Consider the following 25,763-nt stretch of genomic DNA (forward strand, 5'->3'; position numbering starts at 1 on the left):
AACCGCCCCTGTGAGAAGAGGCGGTTTCCACTTTTTATCGTCCGACAGAAAAACTTCTTCCATTATTGCGGCCCCGGCTTCGCATGCGGTAAGCCATGCGCGCCTTCGCCGCCGCTGTCCTCTTCAAGGCCCAGCTTACGCGCCACAAAGGCCGTGGTGCTCGCCTGGAACAGGATGGTGATCAGAACCGCCATAAACGTAACGGAAGCGATCAGATCCGCATGGGCGATGCCCAGCCCCGCCACCATGCCGGAAAGCGCGGCCGGAATCACGCCGGTTTCCCTCACCCAGAACATGAAGACAATCTCTCTCCAAGTCCACTTCGCTTTGCGGTCCGGCAGCGCGCAGATAAGCACGACCAGCGGACGGGCGATGAACATGAACACGAAAATGATGCCGAGACTCGGCCACAAATACTTGAGCAGCAGCGGAAAATTGACCTGGCTGCCGAGCAGGATAAAAATCAGCATCCGCATCAGAACGGTCACATTTTCCGAGAAATGCGTCATTTCCTGCTTTTTATCCTCCATATGCAGCTTGAAGACGTCGGAATTGCCCCAGATCAGTCCGGCTGTGAACGTCGCCATAAAACCGCTGACCCCCAGATGTTCACCCGCCAGATAAGAGCCGAGAGCCGCCGCCAGCATCAGGATCGTCGCGTAATCGCGCAGAAAGCCGATTTTCACGTGTGCGGTCAGGAAGGCTCCCGCATACCCGATAATGGCGCCGACCGCCAGCCCGCCCAGCGCGGTTTTCACAAACTGCCAAGCGCCTGAAGCGACGGATACGTGCTCCGTTCCCAGAAGAATAGCAATCAGCGAGAAGGTAAGGATGGAGCCCGTAGCGTCATTGAATGCCGATTCGCTCTCCACCGTCTCGCGCACCTTGGTCCGGATTCTCACCTGTTTGAACACGGGAATTAGCGTAGCCGGATCGGTGGAAGAGATGATAGCTCCGAGGAGAAGCGCGTGCAGCCAGGGCAGGCCGAGAAACCAGTGGGAAGCGGCCGCGACCGCCGCGCACGTAAGGATGACGCCCGGTATGCTGAGCAGCGTGACGGAAATCCAGACATGCTTCAGCCCGCTCAGCCGGATATTGCGCCCACCGTCGAACAGAATGAGCGTGGAGCCTACGACCAGGATGAACTGGTTGGTCAGCGAGCTGCTCGGTTCGGCGATCCAGTGAAACGCTTGCCCGAAAATCATCCCCGCGATCAGAAAAAGCGCCACATCGGGCAGGCGCAGCCATCCCGCCAGTTTGCCGAACAACATGCCTAGAACGACAATCAGGATAAATAAATACAGCTCATAGTCAATGAGCTGTGTCAAAGCATTCTCCATGCGCATACGCCCCTTTCCCGCTTCTTACCGGATCGCGCGGCTCTCAAACGTATCGATCTGCTCTTTCGTGCCGATGACGACCATCACGTCTTTCTCGTGCAGGACGTCTTCGGCGGTAGGCGCGATAATCACGTCATCCGTTTTATTGATGGCGACGATACTGCAGCCGTACTTGGCCCTCGGATCGAGCTCCTTTAGAGTAAGGCCGGAAATACGCCGGGAAACGACGAGCTCCGCGATCGTGTAGTTTTTGGACAATTCGATGTAATCGAGAAGGTTCGGCGACACCAACTGGTGAGCCACGCGCACGCCCATATCCCGCTCCGGAAAGATAATCCGGTCCACGCCGATTTTCTCAAGCACCTTGGCATGCTGATCGGTCAACGCCTTCGCGACGACCGTTTTAACGCCAAGCTCCTTAAGCAGAATCGCCGCCATGATACTCGCCTGGATGTTGTCTCCGATAGCCACGACGGCGCAGTCGAAATTGCGGACGCCGAGCGAGCGGAGAACCTCTTCGTCCGTCGCGTCCGCAACTACGGTATGGGTGAGCTTGTCGCTCATCTCGTCCACTTTCTCTTCGTCTCTGTCGATGCCCAGCACCTCGTGCCCGAGCTGAGTCAATTCTTGGGACAAGCTGGAACCGAAGCGTCCGAGTCCGATAACTGCATATTGAATGAAAGCCATTGTTTTGTTTCTCCTTAACCTATCGTGATTTTTCCTTCGGGATAACGGTACAGTTCTTTCTCGGCTTTAGGCTGCAGCGCATACGCCAACGTCAAAGGCCCGAGACGTCCGGCGAACATGGTCAGGGCGATCATAACCTTGCCGAACACGGTAAGCTTCGTGGTCAGCCCCAGGGTGAGTCCTACAGTCCCGAATGCCGAAGTCACTTCATACAAAATCATAAGAAACTCGTGATCTTCCGTCGTAGACAGAAGCATAGTAACGAAAATAACAAGAAAGAGTGCAAACATCGTCAGAGTGATCGCCTTCAGGATGCGTTCCTTGCCGAGACGATTGCGGAAGAAGACGATATCTTCTTTTCCCCGCACCATCGCCACGATTGCCCCGACCAGCATCGTAAACGTAGTCGTCTTGATCCCGCCCCCGGTAGATCCGGGAGAAGCCCCGATAAACATCAGGATGATCATGAAAAATTGAGTGGCTTGGCGGAGAGAAGCGAGATCAAGCGTGTTCGCCCCCGCCGTACGCGGTGTGACCGATTGAAAGAACGAAGCGAGAATCTTGCCGCCGAAGTCCAATGAACCCAGCGTTTTCGAATTGGAATACTCGAAGATAAAAATAACAAGCGCCCCGGTCACGATCAGAATGCTTGTGGCGCTCAGCACCACCTTGGAGTGAAGGGTCAGCCTCTTCGTTTTCCGGTAATCCATCACATCGGACATCACGATAAAACCGATCCCGCCCAGAACGATGAGCGCCATCGTCACTACATTGGTAATAAAATCGTCGGCGTAAGCGGTCAGCGAAGAGAATGGCCCGGTAATGGGACCGAACAGGTCAAACCCGGCATTGTTGAAGAAGGAAACGGCATGCCAGATGCCGTAGTACAACCCCTTCGGAAAACCGAGATCCATCGACCAGCGGGCGGTAAACAGGACGGCCGCGATTCCTTCGATGCTCAGCGAGTAGATCAGTACTTTCCGGAAAAGGCGGACAATGCCTTCCATGCTGCCCTGGTTCAAGGCTTCCTGAAGCAGCAGCCTTTCGCGGAGCGATATCTTCTTGCGCAAGATGAAGGCAAAAAGCGTCGCCATACTCATGAATCCGAGGCCGCCGATTTGAATCAGCGAAATGATGACAATTTGCCCGAACATCGTAAAATGCGACCCGGTGTCTACCACGACCAGACCTGTTACACAGGTAGCCGAGGTGGCCGTGAAGAGGGCGTCGATGAACGGAAGCGGCAGCCCGTCCGTTGACGAGACCGGCAGCATCAGCAGGCCGGAGCCGATGAGAATAATGAGGGCAAATCCGAGAACAAGGATCTGCGGCGGCGTAAATCTCGACTTTTTTAACACATAATTTCCTCCTATATGAAGCACAAAAAAGACACTGGAAACCCACTGCCTTTCGGTTATGGTTCCTGCTGTCGCCTACGAGGTTAGCTGACGGATTCGGATGTACAGGCCACCCTATTTACCCTGCCCTATTCAGGCACAAGCGGTAAAATTCACCCCAATGTATGGTTCCCCCGTTTTCCTGCGGAAATTCGGCGTATGAAGTTGCGCGAAGAAATGAATCATCCGCATTATATATCTGTTATTAAACAAGCACAAAGCTCTTTTAACCGGATTTTACGGGGGGAAACATAGACAATCTTCCTACAGCTAACTGGGAGACACGAATTGGCATCCTTACGCAAACTGTGATACGGTTAAAAAAACGATCGGAGAAGGAGCTGACCATGAAAAAATACGGTCTGGATAAACCGCTGCTGCTGCTCGCCCTGACCGGATTCCTTCTATATGCGGCCGTAGTTTTCATCTATAATACCGGGGCCGCTCCCGCCGGTTCCGATCCTTACGAAACGGCAGCCTACATTACGAAAGAACAAGCCGCGGAGACAGCGGTCGCATGGCTGCGGCAGAGGCAGGGCGCCGATACCGTAAACGGTTCCGGCGTCGTTACGGGCAGCGGGGCTCCCGGTACATTCGTCAGCTACCAATCGGAGAAGGAACTCAGCGGTTATCTCACCAAAGAGAAGCTTCAAACGTTGTACGACAAAAGCTACGCCAGCCGGGTGCCCGTCGATTACTATCGGGTAGAAGTCACCGAGGCTTCCCCTTCGGTCCGGAAGTGGATCATCGATATCCATATGACCACGAAAGCCGTCATCGGCTGGTCCGGCATCGGCGGCGAAGCCCAGGCCGCCGTGTCCGCGGCCGATGCGGAGAAGCTCGCCCGGGAAGCGATAGCGAGGCAGGGCTACGAAGAGGCGGAGTTCGAGCGGATCAGCCCGCCTGCCGCCAAGTCCGGCCTGCTGCTGTTCGAGCGGCGGAAAGAGCCTGTCGGGGACGCTAAGCTGACGATCGGCGTGAAACTGGACGGAACCTCCGTTTCCTCGTTCACCCAATCGTTCCGGCTCCCCGACGCCTTTACGTCTTGGCTGGAACACCAGGAGGATACCGCCTCCATGTGGACCCGCATCAGCTTGTGGGGCAACGGCCTGATGGCCCTGATCGCACTCGGCTATACCGTCCTTAAATGGAGGACGGTCGATTTTTCCCGGGGCGTCCTGCTAACGGCGGTGTATGCCGTGATCTACGTCATGAACAACATCAACATGTATCCGGCTTATAAAGCCGGCGGTACGCTGACGAGCAGCGGCCAGGAAGCGATGCTTTCGATCGTGCTGATCAACTTCGTGACGCTGCTGATGGCCGCAGCCGTCTACTTCTCTTTCACGGCGGGCGATGCCTTGTGGAGACGCGAAGGAAAGTCCGTCATGCCCCGCTGGCGCGACGCCGACTTCGGCTCGCGCGTAACCCGCAGCATGGCGCAGGGCTATCTGCTCTGCCTGTTCCTGCTCGGCCTCCAGCAGGTGTTGTTCCTTGTGGCGGAGAAAGGCTTCGGCGTCTGGTCGGTGAACGACCCGATGTCGTCTCCCCGCAACATGCTGCAGCCCGCTTTGCTTCCGCTGATGGCTTGGGCGGCGGGCATCTCCGAGGAGGCCACCTTCCGGCTGCTCGGCATCGCCCTGTTCAGCAGGCTGCTCCGGTTCAAATGGCTGGCCGTGCTTCTGCCCAGCCTCATCTGGGCGGCGGGACACACCGCCTACCCGATCTACCCGGTGTACACCAGGCTGATCGAGGTAACGGTGCTCGGCCTCGTGTTCGGCTACGCCTTCCTGCGGTACGGCTTCCTGACCGCCCTGTTCGCCCATACGGCCATGGACAGCATCCTTATGGGCCTGTCCCTTCTCACGGGCGAAGGACTGGCAGCCGGCACGCCTGCGCTCGGCCTGCTCTATATGGCGCTGCCCGCCGCCGTCGCCCTTGCGCTATCCTGGCTTCACAAGCTGAGATTTGTGATCGGAAGCAGGCGGAACCGGCGGCCCGTATAGAGAGTCGGCGGCTTTGTCTGAAGCGGAGGGCAGCGGACCGCCTGCCGGCAGCAAGCCGTCCGGACTCTTGGATACGGCAGTGCGATGGACACGGTCATGCGGCACGGCGCAAACGGCATAGCCGTGTGGCTGCGGCAAGGCCCGGAAACCGGCGGAAGTGCAATCACCCCCGACTTGCGCCGCATAAAACGCACAAAAAAGAGGAACCGTCTCAAATGGACGGTTCCTCTTGTTCTTGTTCTCCCCGCAGAGCGGTCAATATTTGTGCGGCGAGTTTCTCGCCGATCCCCAGAGGCCGAAAGTCTTCGACCGCGGCCTCTTTGATTTTTTTAACGGACCCGAAATGCTTCAACAGCAGCTTCCGGCGTTTCTCCCCGATACCGGGAATGGCATCGAGCTGCGAAACGACCATCGACTTCGCCCGCCGCTCCCGGTGGAACGTAATCGCGAAGCGGTGGACTTCGTCCTGGATCCGCTGAAGCAGGTAAAATTCCTGGCTGTCGCGCGGAATAGGAACGACTTCGGCGGGGTCGCCGGCCAGCAGCATCGCGGTTTTGTGCTTCACGTCCTTGGACAGGCCACACACCGGAACGAACAGCCCCAGCTCATTCTCCAGCACGTCGATAGCGACCGACATCTGCCCTTTGCCGCCGTCCACGATGATCAGATCGGGCAGCGCCAGGTTCTCCTTCAGCACCCGCTCGTAACGGCGGCGGATGACTTCCCGCATGGACTCGTAATCGTCCGGTCCCTGCACCGTCTTGATCTTGTACTTGCGGTATTCCTTCCGGTCCGGCTTTCCGTCCGTGAAGACGACCATCGCGGCCACAGGGTCGGAGCCCTGGATGTTCGAGTTGTCGAACGCCTCGATCCGCGTGACAGGCCCCGTACCGAGCCAACTGCCGAGGTTCTCGACAGCCAGCACCGTGCGCTGCGCATCCCGCTCGATGAGGCGGAACTTCTCCTCCAGGCCGACGCGCGCGTTGTCCCTGGCCATGTCGACCATCTGCTTTTTCAGCCCGCGCTGCGGAAAATGCACTTTCACCTTCAGCCAGCTCTCCAGCGCTTCCTTCACGTCTTTCTGCTCCGCGGTCGTCGGCATGCTGCGCGAATCGGAACCGGCGAGTTCCTCGGCTTCCGCCGCGAGCGGCGACGGCGAGGCCGCCTCTTCCGGGGCTTCCCGCAGGCTCTCCGGCGATCCGCCGTCTTCTCCGGCCTGCCGCACAGCCGCGCCCGCAGCTGCCTCCATACCGGCGCTCAGGCTTTCTGCCGGCAGTTCCTGCTGACTGCGGCCGGGCAGGAAGATTTCCTTCGGCAGCGCCGGATTCTCGCTGTATACCTGCATCACGTAAGTGATGAAGTCCTCGTACTCGTCTCCATAGTACGGGAACATGGTCACATGCCGTTCGATCAGCTTGCCCTGGCGCATGTACAGAATCTGCACGCACATCCAGCCTTTGTCGGCCACGTAGCCGAAAATATCGCGGTCCACCACATCCGTCGTCGTAATCTTCTGCTTCTCCATCACCGCGTCGATGTTCACGATCAGATCGCGAAGCTCCTTCGCCCGCTCGAAGTTCAAATCCTCGGCCGCGGCGTGCATCTTCGAGGTCAGCTCCTGCTTGACCTGTTCGTGACCGCCGTTCAGGAAACGCACAATCCCCTGCACCATCTCGTCATTCTGCTGCCGCGTGATGTCATGCTCGCACGGAGCCAGACACTGGCCCAGATGATAATACAGGCAGACGCGGTCCGGGATCGTTTTGCACTTCCGCAGCGGATACAGCCGGTCGAGCAGCTTTTTCGTCTCCTGCGCGGCAAACGCGTTCGGATAAGGCCCGAAGTACTTCCCCTTGTCTTTGACGATCTTGCGCGTCACTTCCAGACGCGGGTGCTCTTCATGGGTAATTTTGATATAAGGAAACGACTTGTCGTCTTTAAGCAGCACATTATATCTCGGATAATGCTGTTTAATCAGATTGCATTCCAGGATAAGCGCCTCGATGTTGCTTGAGGTCACGATATATTCGAAATCACGGATTTCCGACACAAGCCGCTGTGTCTTCCCGTCATGGCTTCCGGTAAAATAAGAACGCACGCGGTTTTTGAGCACTTTGGCTTTCCCCACGTAAATAATCGTGCCTTCCGCGTTCTTCATAAGGTAGCAGCCCGACTTATCCGGCAGCAAGGCCAGCTTGTTGCGGATATGCTCCTCGCTCTCCTCGCGGGTCATTCTGTGGAGAGGTTCTCCCCCCCGTTCTTCCGTCACTGCCTCTCCCTCCTTAGGCTTCCTGTATAAAAATGGTCCTGTCTTTATCGGATAAATGACAAAAAAAGCTCCTTTTCAGCATAGCAGAAAAAGAGCTTTTTCTCATCGTTTGTTTGCGCGAGGCAATTATTGGTGACGGGAAAGAACGTTCTTGAGCGCATCCTTCGATTGGAAACCGACAACTTTATCGACCGGTTGACCGTTTTTGAATACGATCAGGGTCGGGATGCTCATAACGCCGAAGCGGGAAGCGGATTCCGGATTGTCATCCACGTTCACTTTCGCGATTTTCAAGCTTTCTTCCTCTTTAGCCAATTCTTCCAGAACCGGTGCGATCATCTTGCAAGGTCCGCACCATGGTGCCCAGAAATCAACGAGAACCGTGCCTTCTCCTTCTACTTCACCTTTAAAGGATTGGTCTGTTACGTTTACGATCGCCATGATTTCTTCCTCCTCATTTATCTAAAAGTTCATCGAAATCCTTAGCGGATCCGGATATTGTCAACATGTAAAGTATACCACAATGTGTCGGTTTTTCAACCGAACAGGGCAAGCCCTAAAATCTGGCAGTCTCCGGGTTGTGCCAACTTTGTCATGCTTTGAATCTCCGGGCATCTTTACAAGTTTCGCGAAAAATGGGTATACTGGCAATAAGCCTACGTCTGCTTATTTTCGAGCGGACAAGTGAGGAGGAACAGGCATGAGCGATCCTAAACATCCGGAACTTCATCTCAATGAAGAGCCCCGCAACGACCTTATGGATGTTGCCCTCGGTTTTGGCGGATTCTTCGCCGTTTTGATGATCATTTTCATCATTGGGGTCATTATTAAACTGGTGATCGGATAATCCGGACCGCCTGAAAGAAACCTGCTGCATATGCGGACAGGTTTTTTTCTTGTTTTCCGGCGTTTTATCGGGAGAAAAATACCTTTTGGCAGCAATCAAGCAGGACTTTGGTCTCATAACGGAGAATTCTGGTAAAGGGCCATTTACGCCCTTCCTAATAACAGATGAAACTAGAGAAAATGGGGTGCCCTTTTTGATTCAATTGTCTGATGACCGGATGAAGCAGGTCCGTTTTACCGGTATAACCGAGAATGACCTGCAGCTGCTAAAAGCAAATGAACCCGCTTTCAAAGAAATCGTGGAAGAGGTGGTGGAGCAGCTCTACGAGCAGATCGCCGCCGAACCCGAACTCAGAGACCTGATCTCGCGGCACAGCACGCTGGAGCGCTTGAAGCAGACGCAGGCGGATTACTTTCTGTCCATGGCTTCGGGCGTACTGAACGAACAGTATATCCAGAACCGGCTGATCGTAGGCAGAGTGCATTCCCGGATCGGTCTGACAACGGAATGGTACCTGGGAACCTACATGCTGTATCTCGATCTGTCCCTCCGTCATTTCAAGCGTGTCCTTCCGGACGGAGCCTGGCTTGAAGTTGTCCATGCCCTGACGAAAATGTTCAACCTTGACTCGCAGCTCGTTCTGGAAGCGTACGAGCATGACGAGAAAGCTAAAATACAACAGCTGGCCGATGATCAGGCCACCATGCTCTCCGGCATTTCCAAAGCCGTTCAGGACCTCGCCTCCATGATGGTCGAGCTGAGCAGCAGCAGTCAGATCGTGGCCGAGACGGCCGTACAAACCGCGGAGTCCCAAGACAAGTCGCATCAATATTTAAAAGACCTGGAAGAAGAAGTCGGCCACATCCACGCGATGGGCGCTCTCATGAAGGAAGTGTCCGAGCAGACTCACCTTCTCGGCCTCAATGCGGCCATCGAAGCGGCCCGCGCCGGCGATGCCGGGCGCGGCTTCGAAGTCGTCGCCAACGAAGTGCGCAAGCTCGCCTCCCGTTCCCGGGAATCGCTGGAGCTGATCGAGGACAAGCTGACCGCGATTCGTACGATTCTCGGCACCGTACACGGCGAGTCCGAGCAGACGTCCATCTACGCGCGCACGCAGGCCGCAAGCTCCCAGGAGCTCAGCTCGTTCGTCCAGATGGTCGAGCAGGTCGCGCACGACCTGGAGCGCCTCAAAAAGAAATAAGCCGGGCAAGATCTCTGCCGGCTTCTCCTTCCTGTTCCGCGGCATGCTGGCGGCGTATCGCGGAGCAGGAACAACCAAGAGCCGCCTGCGGAAACACATTCCGCGGCGGCTCTTGGCTTATACGAACAAACGGGGGGGCAGCTAGGCCCCCCGTTTGTTATATCCGTCTACGGTCACGACTTCGACGTAAGGCCGTACACGGTCCATAATCCGCTGGCCTTTGTACTCTTCGTCACCGTCTTTGTTCGTGAAGCTGAAATGCTTCTCCAGGGCGTCCAGATCGTAATTGGACGTAAAGAATGTCGGCTTGCGGTTCATCCGGTAGTTGAGAATCGCTCCCAGGACATGGTCGCGCAGCCACGGATTGAGATTCTCCGCTCCGATATCGTCGAAGACCAGAAGGTCCGTCTCCTTCAGCAGCTCGATCGTCTCCTTCAGCTTTTGCGGCTCCCCGAACATCCCCTTGAGATCCTCCGCAAAATCCGGCATATATACGATGGCTCCCGTAAAGCCTTTTTTCGCCAGCTGATAAAGCATGTAGCACATCAGAAACGTTTTGCCCGTACCGAAGGAGCCCTGCAGGTAAAGCCCTTTCTTCTGCAGCCCTTCTTCCGTTGTCCGCATCACATAGTCGTTCAGGAAATCGACAGCCTTGGCGCGTTCCATATCCGTTCGCAAAATATCCGTGTACGTATGCTCCCGGCTGAGCGCCTGCTCGTCGATGTGAAACGTGCGGATCCGGCTGCGGATCGCATCCTGGGACTGCTTCGCTATAAATTTGCGGCAGGCCGTTTTTTCTTCATGAATATAAGTCCGGCCCCCGTTGTCTTCCACGTTCAGCATCGTATAATGCCCCTGCATATCGTTCGGGCACCGCTCCAGTCCCGGGCAGTTCAGGCAGTTCTTATGTTCTCTCGCATACTGGTACAGACGGTTCATGTTGATTTTGAGCGTATGATCGTCCAGCTGCGGATACTGTCCGCGGAGCTTCAGGATCAGCGGATCCTCCAGCACCTGTTTGGCCTGCTCCTCCGCCCTCTGCATCCAGCTGCTCTTGGGCATTTGTTTCAGCATATCGGACAGGGATTCCATCTGGGTTCCTCCTCCCGCCATTGTCTAGCACTCTCAGGAATTAAACATTTCATCGAGCTTCTTCGCCTTGCGCAGCATCGCTTCCAGCTCTTCTTCCGTCACGCGGGACGTCTGCCCCTTGTTCTGGACGATCGGAATCTGCGGCTTCATCTGCTTGCCTGCCGTGCGCGCTTTCCCTTTGCCGGCGTAACCGCCGGAAGCTTTGGCCGCCGCCGCTTTGGCTGCCGCCTGCTGCCGGAACTGCAGCCGCTGGCGCACATATTCGACGGCCTGCTCGAACGAGGCGATCTGCTTGCCGAGCATGTCCGACGCGACCGCTTCGATGGACGACTTGGCCCACGAGCGTTTGTCGATATGGATATAATGAATCAGGACATTAATGACTTCTTCTTTAAGCTTATAATTGAGATCGATTTTCTCGAAAATATCCAGAACGCCGTTCGGAACCGGACCTTGGGTGAAAAAGCTTTGCAGCACCAGGGTGTAAGGTTCGTTTTTAAGCAGCGAATTGTACTGGTGCTCGTTGTGCGCTCCCTGCAGGAAAGCCGGAACCTCCAGGTAGTACTGCATTTCCACCGACCGGGTTCCTTCTTCGGAATCGGCCGTATTGTCCCCGGCGTCGCCCGGCTCTGCGCGATGAAGGAAACGCTCGCGCTCTTCCTCTCTCTTCTTTCCCTGGCGGAAATACAGATTCGCCTTGTACTGCAGGGAATCGATCTGAAGCTCGCCGTCCTCGTCGAACATTCCGTCCTCATCCAGCAGACGGACCGTTTCCTGCAGAGTCAGGCTGTATTTCCTCGCTACCATGTTAATGGAAATCATCGTTTCGGGCTTGTACTTCAAATTCTCGACATAGATGCGGTTAAACGACTCCCGGGGATACCGGGTGATGAGATCCGCGTAGGCGTAGCCTTTGGTCGTCACGTCAAGCGCCTGCGCCGCCTGTTTGCCGGCCGACGCTTCGTACAGAGCCTGCTCCAGCTCGTAGTCGATCACTTGGGTGTTCAGGCGGAACAGCTCGTAGAAAGGCACCGACAAATTCTCGCTGTCCGCTCCCGCCAGCTCCGCGGGCTCCGGCATCGTAAGCTCGTCGCGCAGCGACAGCAGCAGAAACTTGCCGATTTTGTCCCGGAGGAGCAGGGTCAGATGCTGATTGCGGAAAAATTCGTTCGGCGAAAGCGGGCAAGACAGCGTGTACTCGTAGATGTAATCATCCTCGTCCTGCATGTAAATGCGAGACGTCTGGAGCAGCCCGACGGCCTCCAGTTTCGAGGACTGTTCGATGAACAGCTTGCGGCTGCGCTCGCCCGGGTCCAATTCCAGCGATAAAAAAAGCTTGCGCTGCTGCTCCAGCCCGGCATAGCCCGTTTTATCCGACGGGACCTGCTGGTAGAGCGTATGGTACAAGCTGACGGCATAGCCCCCGATCATCGGCTGATAGATCGAAGACAGCATTTTATAATCAAGACTGCTTAACGCGAAATCCCGGTACACGCAGAACCGGTGATTCTCTGTAAAATGCAGCAAATTGGTCAATCGCATAGCATCAAACTCTCCATCCGTACCTTAAAAGGTCTGAACATCATTTTACCACAAATCTCGACAGGGAAGGGAGTGAAAAATGTTACCTGGCCTTAATGACGAGGGGCCGCCCCGACTAAAGTCTAACTCCAAAACCGCCTTAGGGCCGTTTTGGCTCTCCTCCCGATCCGGTAAGATAAAGACATGAAATACGAAAACGGCGCAAGACAAACGAGCCGGACCGGTTCCGGACCACAATCGACTATTCCAAAGGAGAGAATTAATCATGAATAAACTTTTCCGTTCCAGAACAGACCGTAAGCTTACAGGACTTTGCGGAGGCCTTGCCCAACTGTTGGGCGTAGACGCTACCATCGTCCGCCTGATCGCTGTAATCGGAGCCGTGTTCAGCTTCGGCACCTTCACTCTGATTTACATCGTCGCTTCCCTGCTCGTTCCCAAAGAGCCTTATGCAGGCTACGGCTATCACGATTCTTACCACACGTACTAATCGGCTGCGGAAGCCGCAAACGGATATCCCTTCTAAATTAAGAAAGCCCGGAGCTGATGCTCCGGGCTTTTTCTGGCTTCTTTACAGCGTGTTCTAGAACATTTTGAAGCCTTTGATTCTCAGCGTGCGGATCGTCGTGCCGCTCACGACGGCCCCTATGAGTCCTCCGATGACCGGCGCGATATCCACCGCTGTAATCGATGTCATTTTGTCGCTGTAGTAGAAGCTCAGCCCGATGATCAGCGCCACAAACGCATAGACCGGAAACCAGGTCGTTTTCATCAGCATATTTAGAATAAACCCGAGTCCAAAAAACAGCACGAACATCAGGACGATGACGATGACCAACTGAATCAAAATCGGTCCACTCCTTTTACGCATTTTTCTCTCTATTGTAAAGCAATTTCCACAGCCAGGTAAAGTGTCCACATCATGAACATTGAGCGCACGACACCGTTTGTTCATTTGCCTTTTGAAAGCGGAGCCGATACAATGAGAAAGATTGGTAAGACCCGAATTTCTCTAGATTAAAGGAGGGTTTCCGTTTCTTATGAGTGAAGCCATCGAAACATTAGAAGGTTGGTACGCCCTGCACGATTTCCGCCGCATGGACTGGAATGCCTGGAAAGAAGCGTCTCCGGAAGAGCGCAAGCGCGCGGAGGACGAGCTTCGTTCGTTTATCGGCGAGTGGGCAACAATTGAAGATAATAAAGAAGGAAGCACGGCTCTGTACAGCATCGTAGGCCAGAAGGCCGATATTCTGTTCATGCAGCTCCGCGAAACGCTCGAAGAGCTGAACGATCTGGAGACCGCCTTCAACAAATCGGCGTTCGCCAAATACACAATCCCGGTCTACTCCTATGTATCGGTCGTCGAGCTGAGCAGCTACATGGCCAAGCCGGGCTCCGATCCGATGGAAAATCCCGAAGTGGTCGCACGCTTGAAGCCGACGCTGCCTAAAGCGAAGCACATCTGCTTCTATCCGATGAACAAACGCCGTCAAGGCAGCGATAACTGGTACATGCTCGACCTCGAATCGCGCAAAGCCATGATGCGCAGCCACGGCATGATCGGCCGCAGCTACGCCGGCAAAGTCAAACAGATCATCACCGGCTCCGTCGGCTTCGATCTGTGGGAATGGGGCGTCACGCTGTTCGCCGACGACGCGCTGCAGTTCAAGAAGCTCGTGTACGAAATGCGCTTCGATGAAGTGAGCGCACGCTACGGCGAGTTCGGCGACTTCTACGTCGGCAACCTGCTCGACAATGACCGCCTCGGCCGTCTGCTGGACGTATAGCCCGCCCGCGGCAAGCAAAAAAGCCTGAACGTTTCCCTTAGGGAAAACGTTCAGGCTTTTTTTGCGCCGGCGGACGTAGCGCGCCTTCTCCGCCAAGGGGCCGGCGGGAGGTGCCGCGGCCGGCGCTTCCCTGCGGAGCGCGACTCGCGAACGGCGAACCGCGCCGCAGCGGCCGCTTGCGGGCGAGCCTCGCGTACAGTGCAGCCGCTGCGTACCGTACGGCCGCCTAGCTTCCGTACGCATGCCTTGGGCGCTGCGTACCGCGTGTTCAGCCCCGTGACACGCGATTCGGCTTCGTTGCATGCCCGCAAACCTCGCGAAGACCGGCGGGCCGTTATATCCCCCGTCCCGACGGAACCCGACCGGCGCGAGGCGGCTCCTCAGTCCTCGTCGTCTTCCTCCGCGATCCGCTTCATTTCGGCTTCCATCTCCGCCTTGCGGCGCAGATAGTCCTCCGTGTCGCGGTCACGCTGGCGGCTCTTCTCCTTGAGCCGTTCTATCGCCGGAAGGATAAGAATGTCGATCTCCTTCTGAACGACGGCCACGTGACCGTATTCCTTCTGGTTCTCCAGATAGTGGCCGACTTCGATCAGCGCATTGTAGCGGTCCAGCTCGCTGCGGGTCAAAAGCCCGCGTACCTGTACACTGCAGTGTCTCATTTCGTATGTACACCTCCCCCGGCTGCCTTATCCGTTCAGCAAAAAAGCCGCCCCGGCGCGCCCTCTGCGGACGGTTGCCGGTGGCGGCTTCGGTCTTGATCATCCTGTCCGGAGAGCCGATTAGCGCAGCTTTCCTTTGCGGACCACGAGCGGAAGACCGCCAATCGTATACAGGTAGCGCATATCGATGACTTTCTTCATTAGAGCCGCCGTACCGCCCTTCATTTTCTTCGTACCGACAATGCCGATGGCTTCGCCTTTGCCCAGGGAAGCTACCGTGCCGCGGTTGACGAACGCGAATTCCTTCAACGCGTTGCCGCGTATGGAAGCCACGAGGTTTAACGCGCAGTTCTCCCCCTGCTGGGTCGCGATTTGAGCCGTCGGCGGGTAAGGCCTCCCTTCGGGATTCATCACGAGGGAGCAGTCGCCCGTTACGAAAATATTGTCGTAACCCGGCGCGCGCAGGAATTCATCGACCTTGATGCGGCCGCGCATCGTTTCGAAGCCCGCATCCTCCAGGAGATGATTGCCGCGGATTCCTCCCGTCCAGATGACGGTACCCGCTTTGATGAATTCGTCCCCTGCGATGAGGACGCCTTCCGGCGTGCATTCCTTGATCGCGGTGGCGATTTTGAACGTGACGCCTTTATCGGTCAGCAGGCGCATCGCATACTCCACCAGCTCCGGATCGAAGCCGGGCAAAGCCGTCGGAGCCGCTTCGATATTATAAATGTGGACAAGCGCCGGGTCCACGTCGAATTCTTTGCACAGCTCGGGGATACGGTCCGCCAGTTCCCCGACGAATTCAATGCCGGAGAAACCCGCGCCGCCTACGACGAAAGTCAGCAGCTCTTTGCGGTCCGGCTCCTGTTTGAACCTCGCGAACTGGTATTCGATGTGTTCGCGGATATGACGTACGCTGTTAATGCTGCGAATCGTCATCGCATATTCTTTTAAACCCGGGATTCCGAACGTTTCCGGCTCGCCGCCGAGACCGATAACCAGAAAATCGTAAGACAGGGTGCCGTCTTCGAGGATGACTTTCTTCTCCCCCGGACGGATTTGAACTACGGTCGATTTCACGAAGTCCACCTTGAATTCATCGATCAGTGAGGAAATATTGACGCGTGCATTATCAGGTTTATCCGTTCCGGCTGCGGGCATATGCAGATGGGTCGTAATATAATGATAATCATGCTTGTTCACCAGCGTTACGTCCGCTTCGTTATAATTTAACAGTTTCTGAAGACGTAAAGATGTTACAACACCACCGTAGCCAGCGCCCAATATGACTATCCTTGGGACTCTACTCATTGGTTCTCTCTCACTTCCATACTTTTTTAAGGGCTTGCATTGTGAAAATTAACACATATCTCCTTACGGATATGTCCGTGAAAATGTTTCTCTCTCTATCCTTCGAGCCAGGCAAATCGCCATTTTTCACGGAAATGCAGCACCAATCTCATGCAATCATATAATGTGCCCTGTTAAATAGCAAGGGTCAATTTCCTCAAAAACGAAGGTTTTTCAACCAGTAATTTCCACCTGTTAAAAGGGAAGTAAGTCCCAAATAAGCGCCTTTGGAAGAGCCTTTCAGAAGGATTGTCAACCGGTTTGCTCGGCTTTATACATCTATTTGGTTTATTTCCGCATTTCGGGCGTTTATAATGGAGCAGAAAGCAATGTGCAGAACAGTGGAGGTGTCCGAGTAGTGAGTGAAACCGAAATTCAGCACGACCAAGTGAAAGATCTGATCATCATCGGGGGCGGACCGGCCGGGATGTTTGCGGCGTTTTACGGGGGTATGCGTCAGGCTTCCGTTACGTTAATCGAAAGTATGCCTCAACTGGGCGGGCAGCTTGCCGCTCTGTATCCGGAGAAGCATATATACGATGTAGCGGGATTTCCGAAAGTGACCGCGCAGGAGCTTGTGAACAGCCTGGCCGTCCAGATGAATCACTTTCCGATTCACGTTTGTCTGGAAGAGAAAGTTCTGCAGGTGGTCAAGAAAGAGGAGCGCCTGTTCGAGGTTATCACGGATAAGGAATCTCATTTGGGCAAGGCGGTTATCATTACCGGAGGCGTCGGCGCCTTCGAACCGCGCCGTCTGGAACTGCCGGAAGCTGCCCGGTACGAGAAAACGAATCTGCACTATTTCGTCAGCGATCTGAACTCGTTCGCCGGTCAGAAGGTTCTTATCAGCGGCGGAGGCGATTCCGCCGTCGACTGGTCGCTCATGCTGGAGCCGATCGCCGAGCAGGTTACGCTCATTCACCGCCGGGATAAATTCCGCGCCCATGAGCACAGCGTGGAGAAGCTGATGAATTCCCGCGTCAACGTCGTCACGCCGACCGAAATCACCGGGTTCGAAGGCGACGATGCGATCCGCAAAGTAACCCTGAAGCATGTCAAGACAGGAGAAGAAACGGTGCTCGACGTCGATGCCGTCGTCGTTAATTTCGGTTTCGTTTCTTCATTGGGTCCGATCGCGGAGTGGGGGCTTCAGATCGAGAACGGCTCCATCGTCGTCGATTCGCGGATGGAGACGAACGTACCCGGCATCTTCGCGGCAGGAGACATCACCACGTACCCGGGCAAGCTGAAGCTCATCGCCGTGGGCTTCGGAGAAGCGCCCACCGCCGTCAACAACGCGAAAGTTTATCTGGACCCGTCCGCCAAACTTTCACCGGGACACAGCAGCAACATGAAGTTCTGATGCAAGAGCCGCAGGCCGACTCTTACAAATGAAAATAAAGCACGAAGGGCATTCTAACTTTGACGCCGCGAATCCGCGAGCCGATTGAGGAGGAATGCCTTTTGTCTACTTTCTGCACCGTTTGCAACGGAATGGACGAGCTCAGCGCCGTCTGTCCGCACTGCGGAAGCGGCAGCGCGTCCGACTGCGGACGGGTTAACGATTATTTCGGCCCCTACTCTCCTTACCGGCCGATCGAAGATATCTCCATGACCAACGGATACCCGGATGTCACGCGGAGCGAATGTCTGCATATGCTTTATTGCGAGGCATGCGGCGCAAGCTCGGTGCTGGCCGTTTCCGAGAGCTTAGCTTGATCTTCAATCTTCTATATTGACCGGCGGACAAAAAAAGAAGCTACGCAAGCGCAGCTTCGTCGCTATGATAAGCTTCCAGCACAATATGTCTCCGGTTAATTTCGCCTAGTAGTAAATCGACAAATTCCGATTCCAGTTCAAGGTCAAGGGCTTTGAAATACGATTCAACGAGGGTCTCGTCGCTAATCTGTCTCATACCAACCACCTTTCCTGCTTAACTTGTCATTATATTACCATGTGCCAAAAATTAGAACAATCGTTCTGTTATCCACAATCCCATGTGCATATCTTGTGGGTAATTTGTGAATAGGCTCTAATATTGGCGAGTTTTGTAGGTGGGATGATGTGGACAAAGTTATACACACCTTTTTTTACTTTACCGTGATAAAAACAAATAATCGGAACTTGTCCCTCCATCAACAGAATTCATGAAGCTTCATTTGCGGATTTATTTAAATCTCGGCGCTGATTTCCCATATAACGGGAATAATCCGACTCCTTTCGCATATATTGAACGTAGTTGTCGTCCTTACTCCCTTTTGGGACCTGTAAATTTCACAGGATGGACGATCTCATTTAACGTAGATTTAATACTGGCCGTTTATACTGGGTTCAGTAAGCGAAAGGAGAAGTGAGTCATGATCGTCTACGACATCGTAGTCAACGGAGAAGTGAAAGAGACCATCCGGCCGCAGAAGCTCCGTTTGAAGGAACTGTATGCGTACATGCTGGAACAGTCCAAGCAGATGAAAATGAAGTACGGGGAAAACACGCGCGTTCTCAAACGCATTCTCTATTAATTGCATATTGATTCCCTGGTGCCCCCTCTGATAGACTAGGAGGGTAAAAGGGAGGCTGTATTGCACTTGGAAAATCAACCTAAAAAAATTCAAATCATCGGCGAATTCAAAAAATTTATTATGCGCGGCAACGTTGTGGACCTTGCGGTCGGCGTTATCATAGGGGCCGCTTTCAATAAAATCGTGACCTCGCTCGTCAACGATATCCTTATGCCCCCGATCGGTCTGCTGCTCGGCAAGATGGATTTCAAGAATTTAAAACTTCCTCTGTCAGGCGGCGTCACGATCAATTACGGAGCCTTTATCAATAACATCATCGATTTCATCATCGTTTCGGCCGTCATTTTCCTGATGATCCGCCAGATGAACAAGCTGCGCAGAAAAGAAGAACCTCAAGAGGAAGTCAAGTCCGAGCCGACGAAGGAGTGCCCTTACTGCATTTCGGAAATCGCCGCGAAGGCAACCCGCTGTCCTCGCTGCACATCGGTGCTTGAACCGGAAGCTCTGCCCCAATCATAGGGCCGGTTCGCTCTGCTTTCATTTCACATCTTAACCTATTGAATTCCACAAAAGAAACCTGCTAGATGCTAGCCTTCGGGCACATCTCGCAGGTTTTTATTTTTTCCGGGTTCTCATGCTCCCTGAAACAAAAGAAAAGAACCGCAGGGACGTAAACCGCCCTGGGGTTCTCTCTCTTAACCGGCTTAGTCGTCGCACTTCTCCGCTTTGCCTTCTTCGCCTTTCACCTTGAAGGAAGCGCCGCAGCCGCAAGATGCTACCGCATTGGGATTGTCGATCGTGAATCCTCCGCCCATGCCCGCATCCTTGTAGTCAATCTCGACGCCATACAGGTATTTCGCGCTTTCCGGGTCCACAACCACTTTCAAGCCGCTGAAATCCAGAACCTTATCTTCTTCCTTCTGGTCGTTGTCGAAACCCATACCGTACGAAAAACCGCTGCATCCGCCTTCTTTGACACCGACGCGCAGAAAAAGATCTGGTGTTTCCTCGGCCGCGAGCATTTCCTTGATTTTGTCCGTTGCCTCTTCACTGATCTTGATCAGACTCATATAAATAAACCTCCTTGTACGGAGCGGCCTTAGTCCAGCGCCCGACTCCTGAAAGCAGTCTTTTAGTAATCCACTTATCTTCCTATAGTATACTCCTATTCAAGCTTCGTCTCAAGAGGTGACTCTCCCCGCTCCAGCTGGTAGTACCGCAGTATAAGTTTGTCGAGTCTTCTGCTGTCGTGCTGTACACTCGGGTGCAGGAATCCGTATTTCATCCCGTTCTCTACCATCTGGGACCGCAGCTGCTCGATTCTGACGTCAAGCTTCTGTCTGCATTCCCACTCCTCCGATTGCTGCATATGTACCTACCATCCTATCCAAAAAAAGATCACCATTTCAGTGTACATCAAACCCCGAAGGATAATAAAGACCTTTTTACCAGTTTTTGTCCGGGTCTGCGAATATATTTACCGGCAAACCCATACAGAGGCGGCGGTTCAGGCCACCCTGGAAGAGCTGCAAGCTTTATCCTTATTGCCCCTTTGGGATGACAGGTTTATAATAGGAGGGATGAAACCGGACTTTTATCGCTTTTTTTAGTATGGAATCCTGCAGCCGACGTTATACGGTTGACGGGATATGCTTCTTTGTAGAGGTTCACTTGATTTTGAACGTACGGTGAAAAATTTACACAGGATGGATTCAAAAGATCCGACGGGGAGGGTATACTAGTGAATGTCATTATAGACAGTCCTGACCGCCGCATGGCGGAAATTGCAGAAAAGGTTGAGAACGGAGAACGTCTTTCGCGGGAGGACGGCCTGTTTTTGTACCAATCGGACGATTTGTTGACCATTGGTCAATTAGCCAATAAGGTCAACCTGCGCAAGAACGGCAAAAACGTGTATTTTGTACAAAACATGAGTTTGTATTTTACAAACGTATGCGAAGAACACTGCGCGTTTTGCCATTTCCGCAGAGATGAAGGCGAGGCAGGCTCCTACACGCTGACGCCTTCTGAGATGCTGACGTATATCTCCGAAAATTTCCACCCGGATATTCGCGAGTTCCACATCAGCCAGGGTCACAATCCGCATGTGCCGTTCCAATATTATGTGGACGCCCTGCGCACCTTGAAACAGCATTATCCGCAAGTATCGATCAAAGCCCATACGGCGGCCGAAATCGACTTCTTCGCGCGAATCAGCGGACTCAGCTACAAAGAGGTGCTTCGCACCCTGATGGATGTAGGTCTCGATACGCTGCCCGGCGGCGGAGCCGAGATTTTGACCGAGCGCTACCGTAAGAAGATGAGAGTCGAGAAAGCCGACACGAACCAATGGCTGGATGTCCATCGCTCGGCTCACGAGCTCGGCATGAAGACGCATGCGACGATGCTTTACGGCTCGATCGAAACGCTTGAAGAGCGTATCGAGCACATGGCCCTGCTGCGCGATCTGCAGGATGAAACCGACGGATTCCTCGTGTTCATCCCGAATTCGATCCAGCCGGCCAGTGCGAGCGCGGGTATCCGCCGCCGCGTGCCTGCGGTCGACGAGCTCAAAACGATTGCGATCAGCCGTTTGATGCTTGACAATTTCCCGCATATTAAAGCCTATTTTATTAACATGGGCATCAAAGTGACTCAGCTTGCGTTCCAATTCGGCGCATCTGACGCTCACGGAACCATTGTGAAGGAACGCATTTCCCACGCCGCGGGCGCTCAATCGCCGGACGGAGTCACGAAAGAAGATCTGGTCTGGCTGATTAAAGGAGCGGGACGAGTTCCGGTTGAACGGGATACCTTCTACAATGTGGTTCAAACCTACAACTAATTGGGGTAAGAACCTTTTAGAAGCCTTTGACACAAGATGATGCAACGAACAAAAGCCATGGCAGAAGGGATTCATGTAACATGAACAAGTTTGTTATTCTGGGAGGCGGTTATGGCGGCATTACCATAGCCACGGAGCTTCTGGAAAAAGAAATACCCGACAACTGGACGGTCACGATGGTCGACCGTTCGCCTTTTCAAGGGCTGAAGACGGAATACTACGCGCTGGCTGCCGGTACGGCCGCCGAGACGGAACTTCGCGTTGCCTATCCGAACGATCCCAGATTATCGCTTAAATACGGAGAGGTTACGGAAGTGAACCTGGAAACAAAGCAGGTGATCTTTGCCGACAAAGAACCGCTCGACTACGATTACCTCGTGATCGGCCTCGGCTGTGTGGATAATTTCCACGGCATTCCGGGCGCGCAGGAATTTTCCAACGGCATTCAGACCTTCTCGCAAACCCGCATCACGTATCAGCGTGTCAATGACGTCGTTCCTTACGGTCAGGTTACCATCGTCGGCGGCGGCCTGAGCGGGGTGGAAATGGCGGCGGAGCTTCGCGAAAGCCGGCAGGATATCAATATCCGTATCCTGGACCGCGGCGCAAGCATTCTGTCCTCCTTCCCTACCAAGGCGAAAGAATTCGTACGCGACTGGATGCTCGACCACGACATCGAAATGCGTTCCCACGTCTCTCTGAAAAGACTGGAAGGCGGCGATCTCTACAACGAAGAAGAGATCATCCGTACGGACGCCACGATCTGGACGGCCGGCATCAAGCCGAGTCCGATCGTCGAACAGCTCGCGGTGGACAAAGATCCTTCCGGACGCGTTCTGCTGAACGAGTACCATCAGATCCCGTCCCACCCGAACGTGTTCGTCGTCGGCGACTGCGCCAGCCTGCCGTTCTCCCCGAGCGCCCAGGCGGCCGAATCGCAGGGCAAACAGATCGTCGAGGTTATGCAGGCTCTGTGGAAGAACGAAACGCCTAAGCTAGGCCAGATCAAGCTCAAAGGGGTCCTCGGCTCCCTCGGCAAGAAGACAGGCTTCGGCCTGATGGGCAAGAAAACCGTTATGACAGGCATGGTTCCGCGTGTCCTGAAAAACGGAGTCCTGTGGATGTCCAAACACCACTGGGGCTAGAAAAGCAAAAAAAGCCCGGTTTGCAGACAATGTGCAGACCGGGCTTTTTGTTATTCAGTCGCCGAACAGATCGTACATCTCTTCGACTTCCTTTATTTTTTTGGAAATTTCGTCAAACAGCTTGTCGGCTGTCTCCGCCGCTACGGTTTCACCGTTCACCATGGCAAAAGGAAAAAGGTAACATTCCCCGCAGTTTCCCAGACATCCGTATTCGATGACATCATAATCCGGATTGTCCTCCAGCTTCTTCATGACGGCGTCCGTACCGTGATGCATATTGCTTGCGCAAAACTCAATGATAGGTCTCATGTTTGATCTCCACCTGTTTCACAAACTATCTGTATTGTAACACATCCGGGGAGATTTGAGCATAGGATCGCGGACGGACGGCACGCCATTATCTTCCCCTGGTATACTCCGGTCTGAAGTACAGGCTCCGCATAATGTCGGTGATCGAGTCTTGAACGTCGAACGCATCGGCCACTACACCGCTTCCGCTGCAGCGCGCGCAGGCCGTTTTCCCGCTTCCCCCGCAGGACGTGCAGATTCCCCGGTCTCCCCGGCTTCCTTCACCGGAGCAGCTTTGACACTCCGTTTCCCCATCCCCATAACAGTGGAAGCAATCGTGATTCTCGTTCATCGTGACTCAATCCTCTCTGTTTTTAATGTTATAATACAGTTCTCATTTTATATGATTTGTATTATATAACATATGCCGCAGAATAAGAAGTGTTTTTTTGAAAAAAAATAAATGGCCGGCCCGAACGTCCGGCCGCCCCTTTCTATGCGGGGGATATTTTTTTTTCCCGAAATGTACTATAATAAAATAAGAAAGGAGTCGATTGAAATGACTGAAAATACCCAAAGTGCAACCATGTATGATGAAGTACTTGAGGTTCTAGATAAGCTTCGCCCGTTCCTGCAGCGTGATGGCGGTGACGTGGAACTGGTGGACGTGGAAGACGGTATCGTAAAACTGAAGCTGATGGGTGCATGCGGAAGCTGCCCGAGCTCCACGATTACGCTGAAAGCCGGTATCGAGCGTGCGCTTGTCGAAGAAGTAGAAGGCGTTGTCGAGGTTGTTCAAGTATTCTAATAAAAAAGACCGGCCCTTGGGGCCGGTCTTTTTTTATGGCTTATGGGCGTGAGGCGGGCTCCGCTTACCTGCCCTGCTTCAGCATCGGCAGCGTCTGGATCGGATCGAGGCCGCCGTTCACTTCCATGATGTTCCCCGTCAGGAAGTCCGACTTCGGGTCGCACAGGAAGGACAACACCCGGGCGACATCCTCGCCCGTGCCGGGTCTGCCCCGCGGCGTTTCATCGTCGGTGCAGTTCTCCACTTCCTCGATCCGCTTCTCCTTGTTGGCTCCGCGGATATCGCCCGGACAGATCATGTTCACGGTGATCCCGTGGGCCGCTTCTTCTTCGGCCAGTGTCTTCGTGAACGAAACCAGCCCCACCTTGGCGGCCGCATAGACGGCCCTGTGGGGCCAAGCACGCGCTTCGGCGGCATGGCCGAAGCCGAAGTGGATGATGCGGCCCCAGCGCTTGCGCCGCATGTGGGGCAGCAGCGCGTGATCCAGCCGGATCACGCCGAGCAGGTTGCCGTTGATGAGATAATCAATCTCATCGCGCGTATAATCCGCGAACAGCCTCCGTTCGCGGATGAAAGGGCCGGCGTTGTTGACGAGCACATCGACGCCGCCCATCGTTTCCCCCACCGTCTCCGCGATGCGCTCGATATCCTCGCCGCGGGAGACGTCGCCTTGAATCGCGGCGGCGCGGACGCCCGTATTCTGGATGTGCCTGACCAGATCGTGCGCTTCCTCTTCACTATGTACATAATTGATAACGATATCATACCCTTGATTGGCCAGCGTTAGCGCCGCCATTTTGCCGAGCCCTTTCGCGCTGCCCGTGATGAGAGCCGTTCTGCGTACCTCCGCCATGATTCTCCTCCCCGTTTTCCCCTATGCTGCCCCTGGATATATACTGGAACACGAGATCCATCGTGATGCAAACCATCTCGTATCCGCGGTCCATCTGCGCCAGATTATCCGCGATATTCTCCACTTGGATACGGTCGCCCAAATAGGAGTGGGACACCATCAGATCATCCAGCATCTCTACATTCACGTAGTGAATTTCCATATTCCGCTGGTTGCGAAGAACCTGAAGCGGCTGTTTGGCTTCTGTTTTCAGTTCGTACAGTTTTTGCTGCAGGGCGGGATGAACCCCGCTCTCTCTCATTTTACGCAATACGGTAAAAAAGGAAAAGTGCGTTTTGAGGGTCTCCGTTTTGAGATCGAACAAATCGTTCAAAAAATACCCCAGCTTATCCAGCACCGAAAAAAGACGGATAAGCGCGTTTTTATAAAAATAAACATACCGCCTGTAATCGTCCAGCTCCTCGGGCTGCATTTCATCGAGATAAGACTTCTTGACACGTTCGGCAAAACGACCGGCGCAGTATTTGCTTTCCTCCAGCTCATCCAAAGCATCGAGAAACCCTTGGGACCATACATAGAGTCTATGCAGCTTTTTGGGGCTGTAGGAGGGCGAAGAATGTCGGCTTTGCTGAAGGACGTTCAAATAACGCTTGATCGAAGTGAAAGCTTGTTCCAGCCGCTCGTCGGAGCGCTCGCCGCGTTTCGTCTCGTTGAAAATCGTTCTTAGCATGGCTTTCACTCATTTCCTTATTTTTTTCAGTATGAGCTCCGTCTCCGCGATCCATACATTCGGGTCCGGCCGGCCCGGAGCTTCCTATGAAGCGGCCGCTCCTTACGGGGCGTCTACGTTTGGATTACCCTAAATGAGCCTTTTTCGAAAACGGGAGTCGTCAGCGTTGGGCCCGGACAGTCCCGCCGGAACAGTTAAGCCGCTCTGCACCGGCCGCATTGGTTGGCGCGCATACACCCGAATATCAGGTTCCTCCAGGCAGCAAGTCCCGAATATATTCGCGGCAAAAAGAAAAACGGCTGCCCTTCACATTCGTGAAAAGCAGCGCGTTTTCCTTCCTCTAATTGAATGCGGCGTGGAATCAACCGCAAGTTCTCGGGTCGAAGGGACGCCGA

29 protein-coding genes and 1 riboswitch are annotated in these 25,763 nt (G+C 54.2%); of the genes, 12 read left to right on the plus strand and 17 right to left on the minus strand.

Translation table 11 applies throughout. The features are described from left to right. Positions 1-62: 62 nt before the first annotated feature. The 3 genes from HMPREF1207_RS07400 to HMPREF1207_RS07410 are packed head-to-tail and all read right to left on the minus strand — an operon-like array spanning position 63 to position 3,385. Positions 63-1,340: a cation:proton antiporter gene (locus HMPREF1207_RS07400; RefSeq protein WP_009676286.1), complete on the minus strand. Its 1,278-nt coding sequence runs from the start codon at positions 1,338-1,340 to the stop codon at positions 63-65. 24 nt (positions 1,341-1,364) lie between these two features. Continuing rightward, the gene (locus HMPREF1207_RS07405) at positions 1,365-2,027 is read right to left on the minus strand and encodes a potassium channel family protein (protein ID WP_009676247.1); all 663 of its coding nucleotides are present in this window, start codon (positions 2,025-2,027) and stop codon (positions 1,365-1,367) included. Between the two features lie 14 nt (positions 2,028-2,041). Further along, positions 2,042-3,385, minus strand: coding sequence for a TrkH family potassium uptake protein (locus tag HMPREF1207_RS07410; RefSeq protein WP_009676240.1), 1,344 nt, complete (start codon positions 3,383-3,385; stop codon positions 2,042-2,044). Between the two features lie 57 nt (positions 3,386-3,442). Further along, positions 3,443-3,592, minus strand: a riboswitch (cyclic di-AMP (ydaO/yuaA leader). Between the two features lie 179 nt (positions 3,593-3,771). Here HMPREF1207_RS07410 and HMPREF1207_RS07415 point away from each other — a divergent pair. Beyond that, a complete protein-coding gene (locus tag HMPREF1207_RS07415) occupies positions 3,772-5,430 on the plus strand; it encodes a CPBP family intramembrane glutamic endopeptidase (protein WP_009676283.1) in 1,659 nt (552 codons plus the stop codon). A 211-nt stretch (positions 5,431-5,641) separates the two neighbouring features. On the opposite strand, the gene uvrC is transcribed toward HMPREF1207_RS07415, so the two are convergent. Continuing rightward, complete coding sequence (gene uvrC / locus HMPREF1207_RS07420) at positions 5,642-7,663, minus strand: excinuclease ABC subunit UvrC (RefSeq protein ID WP_170318714.1); 2,022 nt, start codon at positions 7,661-7,663, stop codon at positions 5,642-5,644. Between the two features lie 162 nt (positions 7,664-7,825). After that, positions 7,826-8,140, minus strand: a complete 315-nt coding sequence (trxA, locus tag HMPREF1207_RS07425; RefSeq protein ID WP_009676258.1) for a thioredoxin — start codon at positions 8,138-8,140, stop codon at positions 7,826-7,828. A gap of 259 nt (positions 8,141-8,399) precedes the next feature. Between trxA and HMPREF1207_RS28640 the strand changes: the two genes are divergently transcribed. Next, a complete protein-coding gene (locus tag HMPREF1207_RS28640; protein ID WP_009676287.1) occupies positions 8,400-8,546 on the plus strand; it encodes a YqzM family protein in 147 nt (48 codons plus the stop codon). Positions 8,547-8,739: 193 nt separating this feature from the next. Then, positions 8,740-9,747 (plus strand): globin-coupled sensor protein, encoded by a 1,008-nt coding sequence (locus HMPREF1207_RS07430; protein ID WP_009676281.1) that lies wholly within the window; start codon positions 8,740-8,742, stop codon positions 9,745-9,747. A 141-nt stretch (positions 9,748-9,888) separates the two neighbouring features. On the opposite strand, the gene dnaI is transcribed toward HMPREF1207_RS07430, so the two are convergent. Together dnaI and HMPREF1207_RS07440 are read right to left on the minus strand one after the other, a co-directional pair. Continuing rightward, the gene (dnaI, locus tag HMPREF1207_RS07435) at positions 9,889-10,839 is read right to left on the minus strand and encodes a primosomal protein DnaI (protein ID WP_009676271.1); all 951 of its coding nucleotides are present in this window, start codon (positions 10,837-10,839) and stop codon (positions 9,889-9,891) included. Between the two features lie 33 nt (positions 10,840-10,872). Continuing rightward, positions 10,873-12,381, minus strand: a complete 1,509-nt coding sequence (locus tag HMPREF1207_RS07440; protein ID WP_009676249.1) for a DnaD domain protein — start codon at positions 12,379-12,381, stop codon at positions 10,873-10,875. Between the two features lie 265 nt (positions 12,382-12,646). Between HMPREF1207_RS07440 and HMPREF1207_RS07445 the strand changes: the two genes are divergently transcribed. Further along, positions 12,647-12,871 (plus strand): PspC domain-containing protein, encoded by a 225-nt coding sequence (locus HMPREF1207_RS07445; RefSeq protein WP_009676275.1) that lies wholly within the window; start codon positions 12,647-12,649, stop codon positions 12,869-12,871. Positions 12,872-12,964: 93 nt separating this feature from the next. On the opposite strand, the gene HMPREF1207_RS07450 is transcribed toward HMPREF1207_RS07445, so the two are convergent. Beyond that, positions 12,965-13,228: a YuiB family protein gene (locus HMPREF1207_RS07450; RefSeq protein ID WP_009676274.1), complete on the minus strand. Its 264-nt coding sequence runs from the start codon at positions 13,226-13,228 to the stop codon at positions 12,965-12,967. A gap of 193 nt (positions 13,229-13,421) precedes the next feature. On the opposite strand from HMPREF1207_RS07450, the gene hemQ reads away from it, so the two are divergent. Further along, positions 13,422-14,168 carry a hydrogen peroxide-dependent heme synthase gene (gene hemQ / locus HMPREF1207_RS07455; protein WP_009676262.1) on the plus strand — a complete coding sequence of 249 codons (747 nt, stop codon included), beginning with the start codon at positions 13,422-13,424 and terminating at the stop codon, positions 14,166-14,168. A 380-nt stretch (positions 14,169-14,548) separates the two neighbouring features. Here hemQ and HMPREF1207_RS07460 read toward each other — a convergent pair whose 3' ends face one another. Beyond that, positions 14,549-14,827 carry a hypothetical protein gene (locus HMPREF1207_RS07460; protein ID WP_009676256.1) on the minus strand — a complete coding sequence of 93 codons (279 nt, stop codon included), beginning with the start codon at positions 14,825-14,827 and terminating at the stop codon, positions 14,549-14,551. A gap of 120 nt (positions 14,828-14,947) precedes the next feature. Further along, positions 14,948-16,141: an NAD(P)/FAD-dependent oxidoreductase gene (locus HMPREF1207_RS07465; protein ID WP_009676269.1), complete on the minus strand. Its 1,194-nt coding sequence runs from the start codon at positions 16,139-16,141 to the stop codon at positions 14,948-14,950. A gap of 397 nt (positions 16,142-16,538) precedes the next feature. On the opposite strand from HMPREF1207_RS07465, the gene HMPREF1207_RS07470 reads away from it, so the two are divergent. Together HMPREF1207_RS07470 and HMPREF1207_RS07475 are read left to right on the plus strand one after the other, a co-directional pair. Then, positions 16,539-17,543, plus strand: a complete 1,005-nt coding sequence (locus HMPREF1207_RS07470) for an NAD(P)/FAD-dependent oxidoreductase (protein ID WP_009676261.1) — start codon at positions 16,539-16,541, stop codon at positions 17,541-17,543. Between the two features lie 101 nt (positions 17,544-17,644). Continuing rightward, positions 17,645-17,899: a hypothetical protein gene (locus HMPREF1207_RS07475; protein WP_009676284.1), complete on the plus strand. Its 255-nt coding sequence runs from the start codon at positions 17,645-17,647 to the stop codon at positions 17,897-17,899. Between the two features lie 40 nt (positions 17,900-17,939). Here the strand turns inward: HMPREF1207_RS07475 and sda are convergent, their stop codons facing one another. Beyond that, positions 17,940-18,095 (minus strand): sporulation histidine kinase inhibitor Sda, encoded by a 156-nt coding sequence (gene sda, locus HMPREF1207_RS07480; RefSeq protein ID WP_009676266.1) that lies wholly within the window; start codon positions 18,093-18,095, stop codon positions 17,940-17,942. A 442-nt stretch (positions 18,096-18,537) separates the two neighbouring features. Here sda and HMPREF1207_RS07485 point away from each other — a divergent pair, with 442 nt between their 5' ends. After that, the gene (locus HMPREF1207_RS07485) at positions 18,538-18,699 is read left to right on the plus strand and encodes a hypothetical protein (protein WP_009676280.1); all 162 of its coding nucleotides are present in this window, start codon (positions 18,538-18,540) and stop codon (positions 18,697-18,699) included. Between the two features lie 93 nt (positions 18,700-18,792). Then, positions 18,793-19,218, plus strand: coding sequence for a large-conductance mechanosensitive channel protein MscL (gene mscL, locus HMPREF1207_RS07490; RefSeq protein ID WP_085981308.1), 426 nt, complete (start codon positions 18,793-18,795; stop codon positions 19,216-19,218). Between the two features lie 185 nt (positions 19,219-19,403). Here mscL and erpA read toward each other — a convergent pair whose 3' ends face one another. Then, on the minus strand, positions 19,404-19,763 hold the full coding sequence (gene erpA / locus HMPREF1207_RS07495; protein WP_170318715.1) for an iron-sulfur cluster insertion protein ErpA: 360 nt from the start codon (positions 19,761-19,763) through the stop codon (positions 19,404-19,406). A gap of 101 nt (positions 19,764-19,864) precedes the next feature. Then, complete coding sequence (locus HMPREF1207_RS07500; RefSeq protein ID WP_016423556.1) at positions 19,865-20,068, minus strand: aspartyl-phosphate phosphatase Spo0E family protein; 204 nt, start codon at positions 20,066-20,068, stop codon at positions 19,865-19,867. Positions 20,069-20,440: 372 nt separating this feature from the next. Here HMPREF1207_RS07500 and mqnE point away from each other — a divergent pair, with 372 nt between their 5' ends. Further along, positions 20,441-21,544, plus strand: a complete 1,104-nt coding sequence (gene mqnE / locus HMPREF1207_RS07505; RefSeq protein WP_009673165.1) for an aminofutalosine synthase MqnE — start codon at positions 20,441-20,443, stop codon at positions 21,542-21,544. Positions 21,545-21,624: 80 nt separating this feature from the next. Continuing rightward, entirely contained in the window at positions 21,625-22,689 is a 1,065-nt protein-coding gene (locus tag HMPREF1207_RS07510) for an NAD(P)/FAD-dependent oxidoreductase (protein ID WP_009673186.1), read from the plus strand. 54 nt (positions 22,690-22,743) lie between these two features. Here HMPREF1207_RS07510 and HMPREF1207_RS07515 read toward each other — a convergent pair whose 3' ends face one another. Then, a complete protein-coding gene (locus tag HMPREF1207_RS07515; protein ID WP_009673160.1) occupies positions 22,744-22,998 on the minus strand; it encodes a YuzB family protein in 255 nt (84 codons plus the stop codon). 88 nt (positions 22,999-23,086) lie between these two features. Beyond that, positions 23,087-23,329: a hypothetical protein gene (locus HMPREF1207_RS07520; RefSeq protein WP_009673149.1), complete on the minus strand. Its 243-nt coding sequence runs from the start codon at positions 23,327-23,329 to the stop codon at positions 23,087-23,089. A gap of 207 nt (positions 23,330-23,536) precedes the next feature. Here HMPREF1207_RS07520 and HMPREF1207_RS07525 point away from each other — a divergent pair, with 207 nt between their 5' ends. Beyond that, the gene (locus HMPREF1207_RS07525; RefSeq protein ID WP_009673094.1) at positions 23,537-23,785 is read left to right on the plus strand and encodes a NifU family protein; all 249 of its coding nucleotides are present in this window, start codon (positions 23,537-23,539) and stop codon (positions 23,783-23,785) included. 64 nt (positions 23,786-23,849) lie between these two features. Here the strand turns inward: HMPREF1207_RS07525 and HMPREF1207_RS07530 are convergent, their stop codons facing one another. Together HMPREF1207_RS07530 and HMPREF1207_RS07535 are read right to left on the minus strand one after the other, a co-directional pair. After that, positions 23,850-24,638 carry an SDR family oxidoreductase gene (locus tag HMPREF1207_RS07530; protein ID WP_009673113.1) on the minus strand — a complete coding sequence of 263 codons (789 nt, stop codon included), beginning with the start codon at positions 24,636-24,638 and terminating at the stop codon, positions 23,850-23,852. Then, entirely contained in the window at positions 24,547-25,368 is an 822-nt protein-coding gene (locus HMPREF1207_RS07535; RefSeq protein ID WP_051167894.1) for a Cthe_2314 family HEPN domain-containing protein, read from the minus strand. The genes HMPREF1207_RS07530 and HMPREF1207_RS07535 overlap by 92 nt, the downstream gene beginning before the upstream one ends. Between the last annotated feature and the right edge of the window lie 395 nt (positions 25,369-25,763).

Source organism: Paenibacillus sp. HGH0039, from assembly GCF_000411255.1.
Lineage (GTDB): Bacteria > Bacillota > Bacilli > Paenibacillales > NBRC-103111 > Paenibacillus_F.

What these genes read in the sequence shown, in the direction of transcription:
- HMPREF1207_RS07530 (WP_009673113.1), bottom strand. Translation starts at nt 24,638, where the DNA reads ATGGCGGAGGTACGCAGAACGGCTCTCATCACGGGCAGCGCGAAAGGG.
- trxA (WP_009676258.1), bottom strand. Translation starts at nt 8,140, where the DNA reads ATGGCGATCGTAAACGTAACAGACCAATCCTTTAAAGGTGAAGTAGAA.
- HMPREF1207_RS07400 (WP_009676286.1), bottom strand. Translation starts at nt 1,340, where the DNA reads ATGGAGAATGCTTTGACACAGCTCATTGACTATGAGCTGTATTTATTT.
- HMPREF1207_RS07405 (WP_009676247.1), bottom strand. Translation starts at nt 2,027, where the DNA reads ATGGCTTTCATTCAATATGCAGTTATCGGACTCGGACGCTTCGGTTCC.
- HMPREF1207_RS07515 (WP_009673160.1), bottom strand. Translation starts at nt 22,998, where the DNA reads ATGAGACCTATCATTGAGTTTTGCGCAAGCAATATGCATCACGGTACG.
- HMPREF1207_RS07510 (WP_009673186.1), top strand. Translation starts at nt 21,625, where the DNA reads ATGAACAAGTTTGTTATTCTGGGAGGCGGTTATGGCGGCATTACCATA.
- HMPREF1207_RS07520 (WP_009673149.1), bottom strand. Translation starts at nt 23,329, where the DNA reads ATGAACGAGAATCACGATTGCTTCCACTGTTATGGGGATGGGGAAACG.
- HMPREF1207_RS07465 (WP_009676269.1), bottom strand. Translation starts at nt 16,141, where the DNA reads ATGAGTAGAGTCCCAAGGATAGTCATATTGGGCGCTGGCTACGGTGGT.
- HMPREF1207_RS07485 (WP_009676280.1), top strand. Translation starts at nt 18,538, where the DNA reads ATGATCGTCTACGACATCGTAGTCAACGGAGAAGTGAAAGAGACCATC.
- HMPREF1207_RS28640 (WP_009676287.1), top strand. Translation starts at nt 8,400, where the DNA reads ATGAGCGATCCTAAACATCCGGAACTTCATCTCAATGAAGAGCCCCGC.
- HMPREF1207_RS07440 (WP_009676249.1), bottom strand. Translation starts at nt 12,381, where the DNA reads ATGCGATTGACCAATTTGCTGCATTTTACAGAGAATCACCGGTTCTGC.
- HMPREF1207_RS07445 (WP_009676275.1), top strand. Translation starts at nt 12,647, where the DNA reads ATGAATAAACTTTTCCGTTCCAGAACAGACCGTAAGCTTACAGGACTT.
- hemQ (WP_009676262.1), top strand. Translation starts at nt 13,422, where the DNA reads ATGAGTGAAGCCATCGAAACATTAGAAGGTTGGTACGCCCTGCACGAT.
- HMPREF1207_RS07460 (WP_009676256.1), bottom strand. Translation starts at nt 14,827, where the DNA reads ATGAGACACTGCAGTGTACAGGTACGCGGGCTTTTGACCCGCAGCGAG.
- HMPREF1207_RS07500 (WP_016423556.1), bottom strand. Translation starts at nt 20,068, where the DNA reads ATGCAGCAATCGGAGGAGTGGGAATGCAGACAGAAGCTTGACGTCAGA.
- HMPREF1207_RS07535 (WP_051167894.1), bottom strand. Translation starts at nt 25,368, where the DNA reads ATGCTAAGAACGATTTTCAACGAGACGAAACGCGGCGAGCGCTCCGAC.
- sda (WP_009676266.1), bottom strand. Translation starts at nt 18,095, where the DNA reads ATGAGACAGATTAGCGACGAGACCCTCGTTGAATCGTATTTCAAAGCC.
- HMPREF1207_RS07415 (WP_009676283.1), top strand. Translation starts at nt 3,772, where the DNA reads ATGAAAAAATACGGTCTGGATAAACCGCTGCTGCTGCTCGCCCTGACC.
- uvrC (WP_170318714.1), bottom strand. Translation starts at nt 7,663, where the DNA reads ATGACCCGCGAGGAGAGCGAGGAGCATATCCGCAACAAGCTGGCCTTG.
- dnaI (WP_009676271.1), bottom strand. Translation starts at nt 10,839, where the DNA reads ATGGAATCCCTGTCCGATATGCTGAAACAAATGCCCAAGAGCAGCTGG.
- HMPREF1207_RS07525 (WP_009673094.1), top strand. Translation starts at nt 23,537, where the DNA reads ATGACTGAAAATACCCAAAGTGCAACCATGTATGATGAAGTACTTGAG.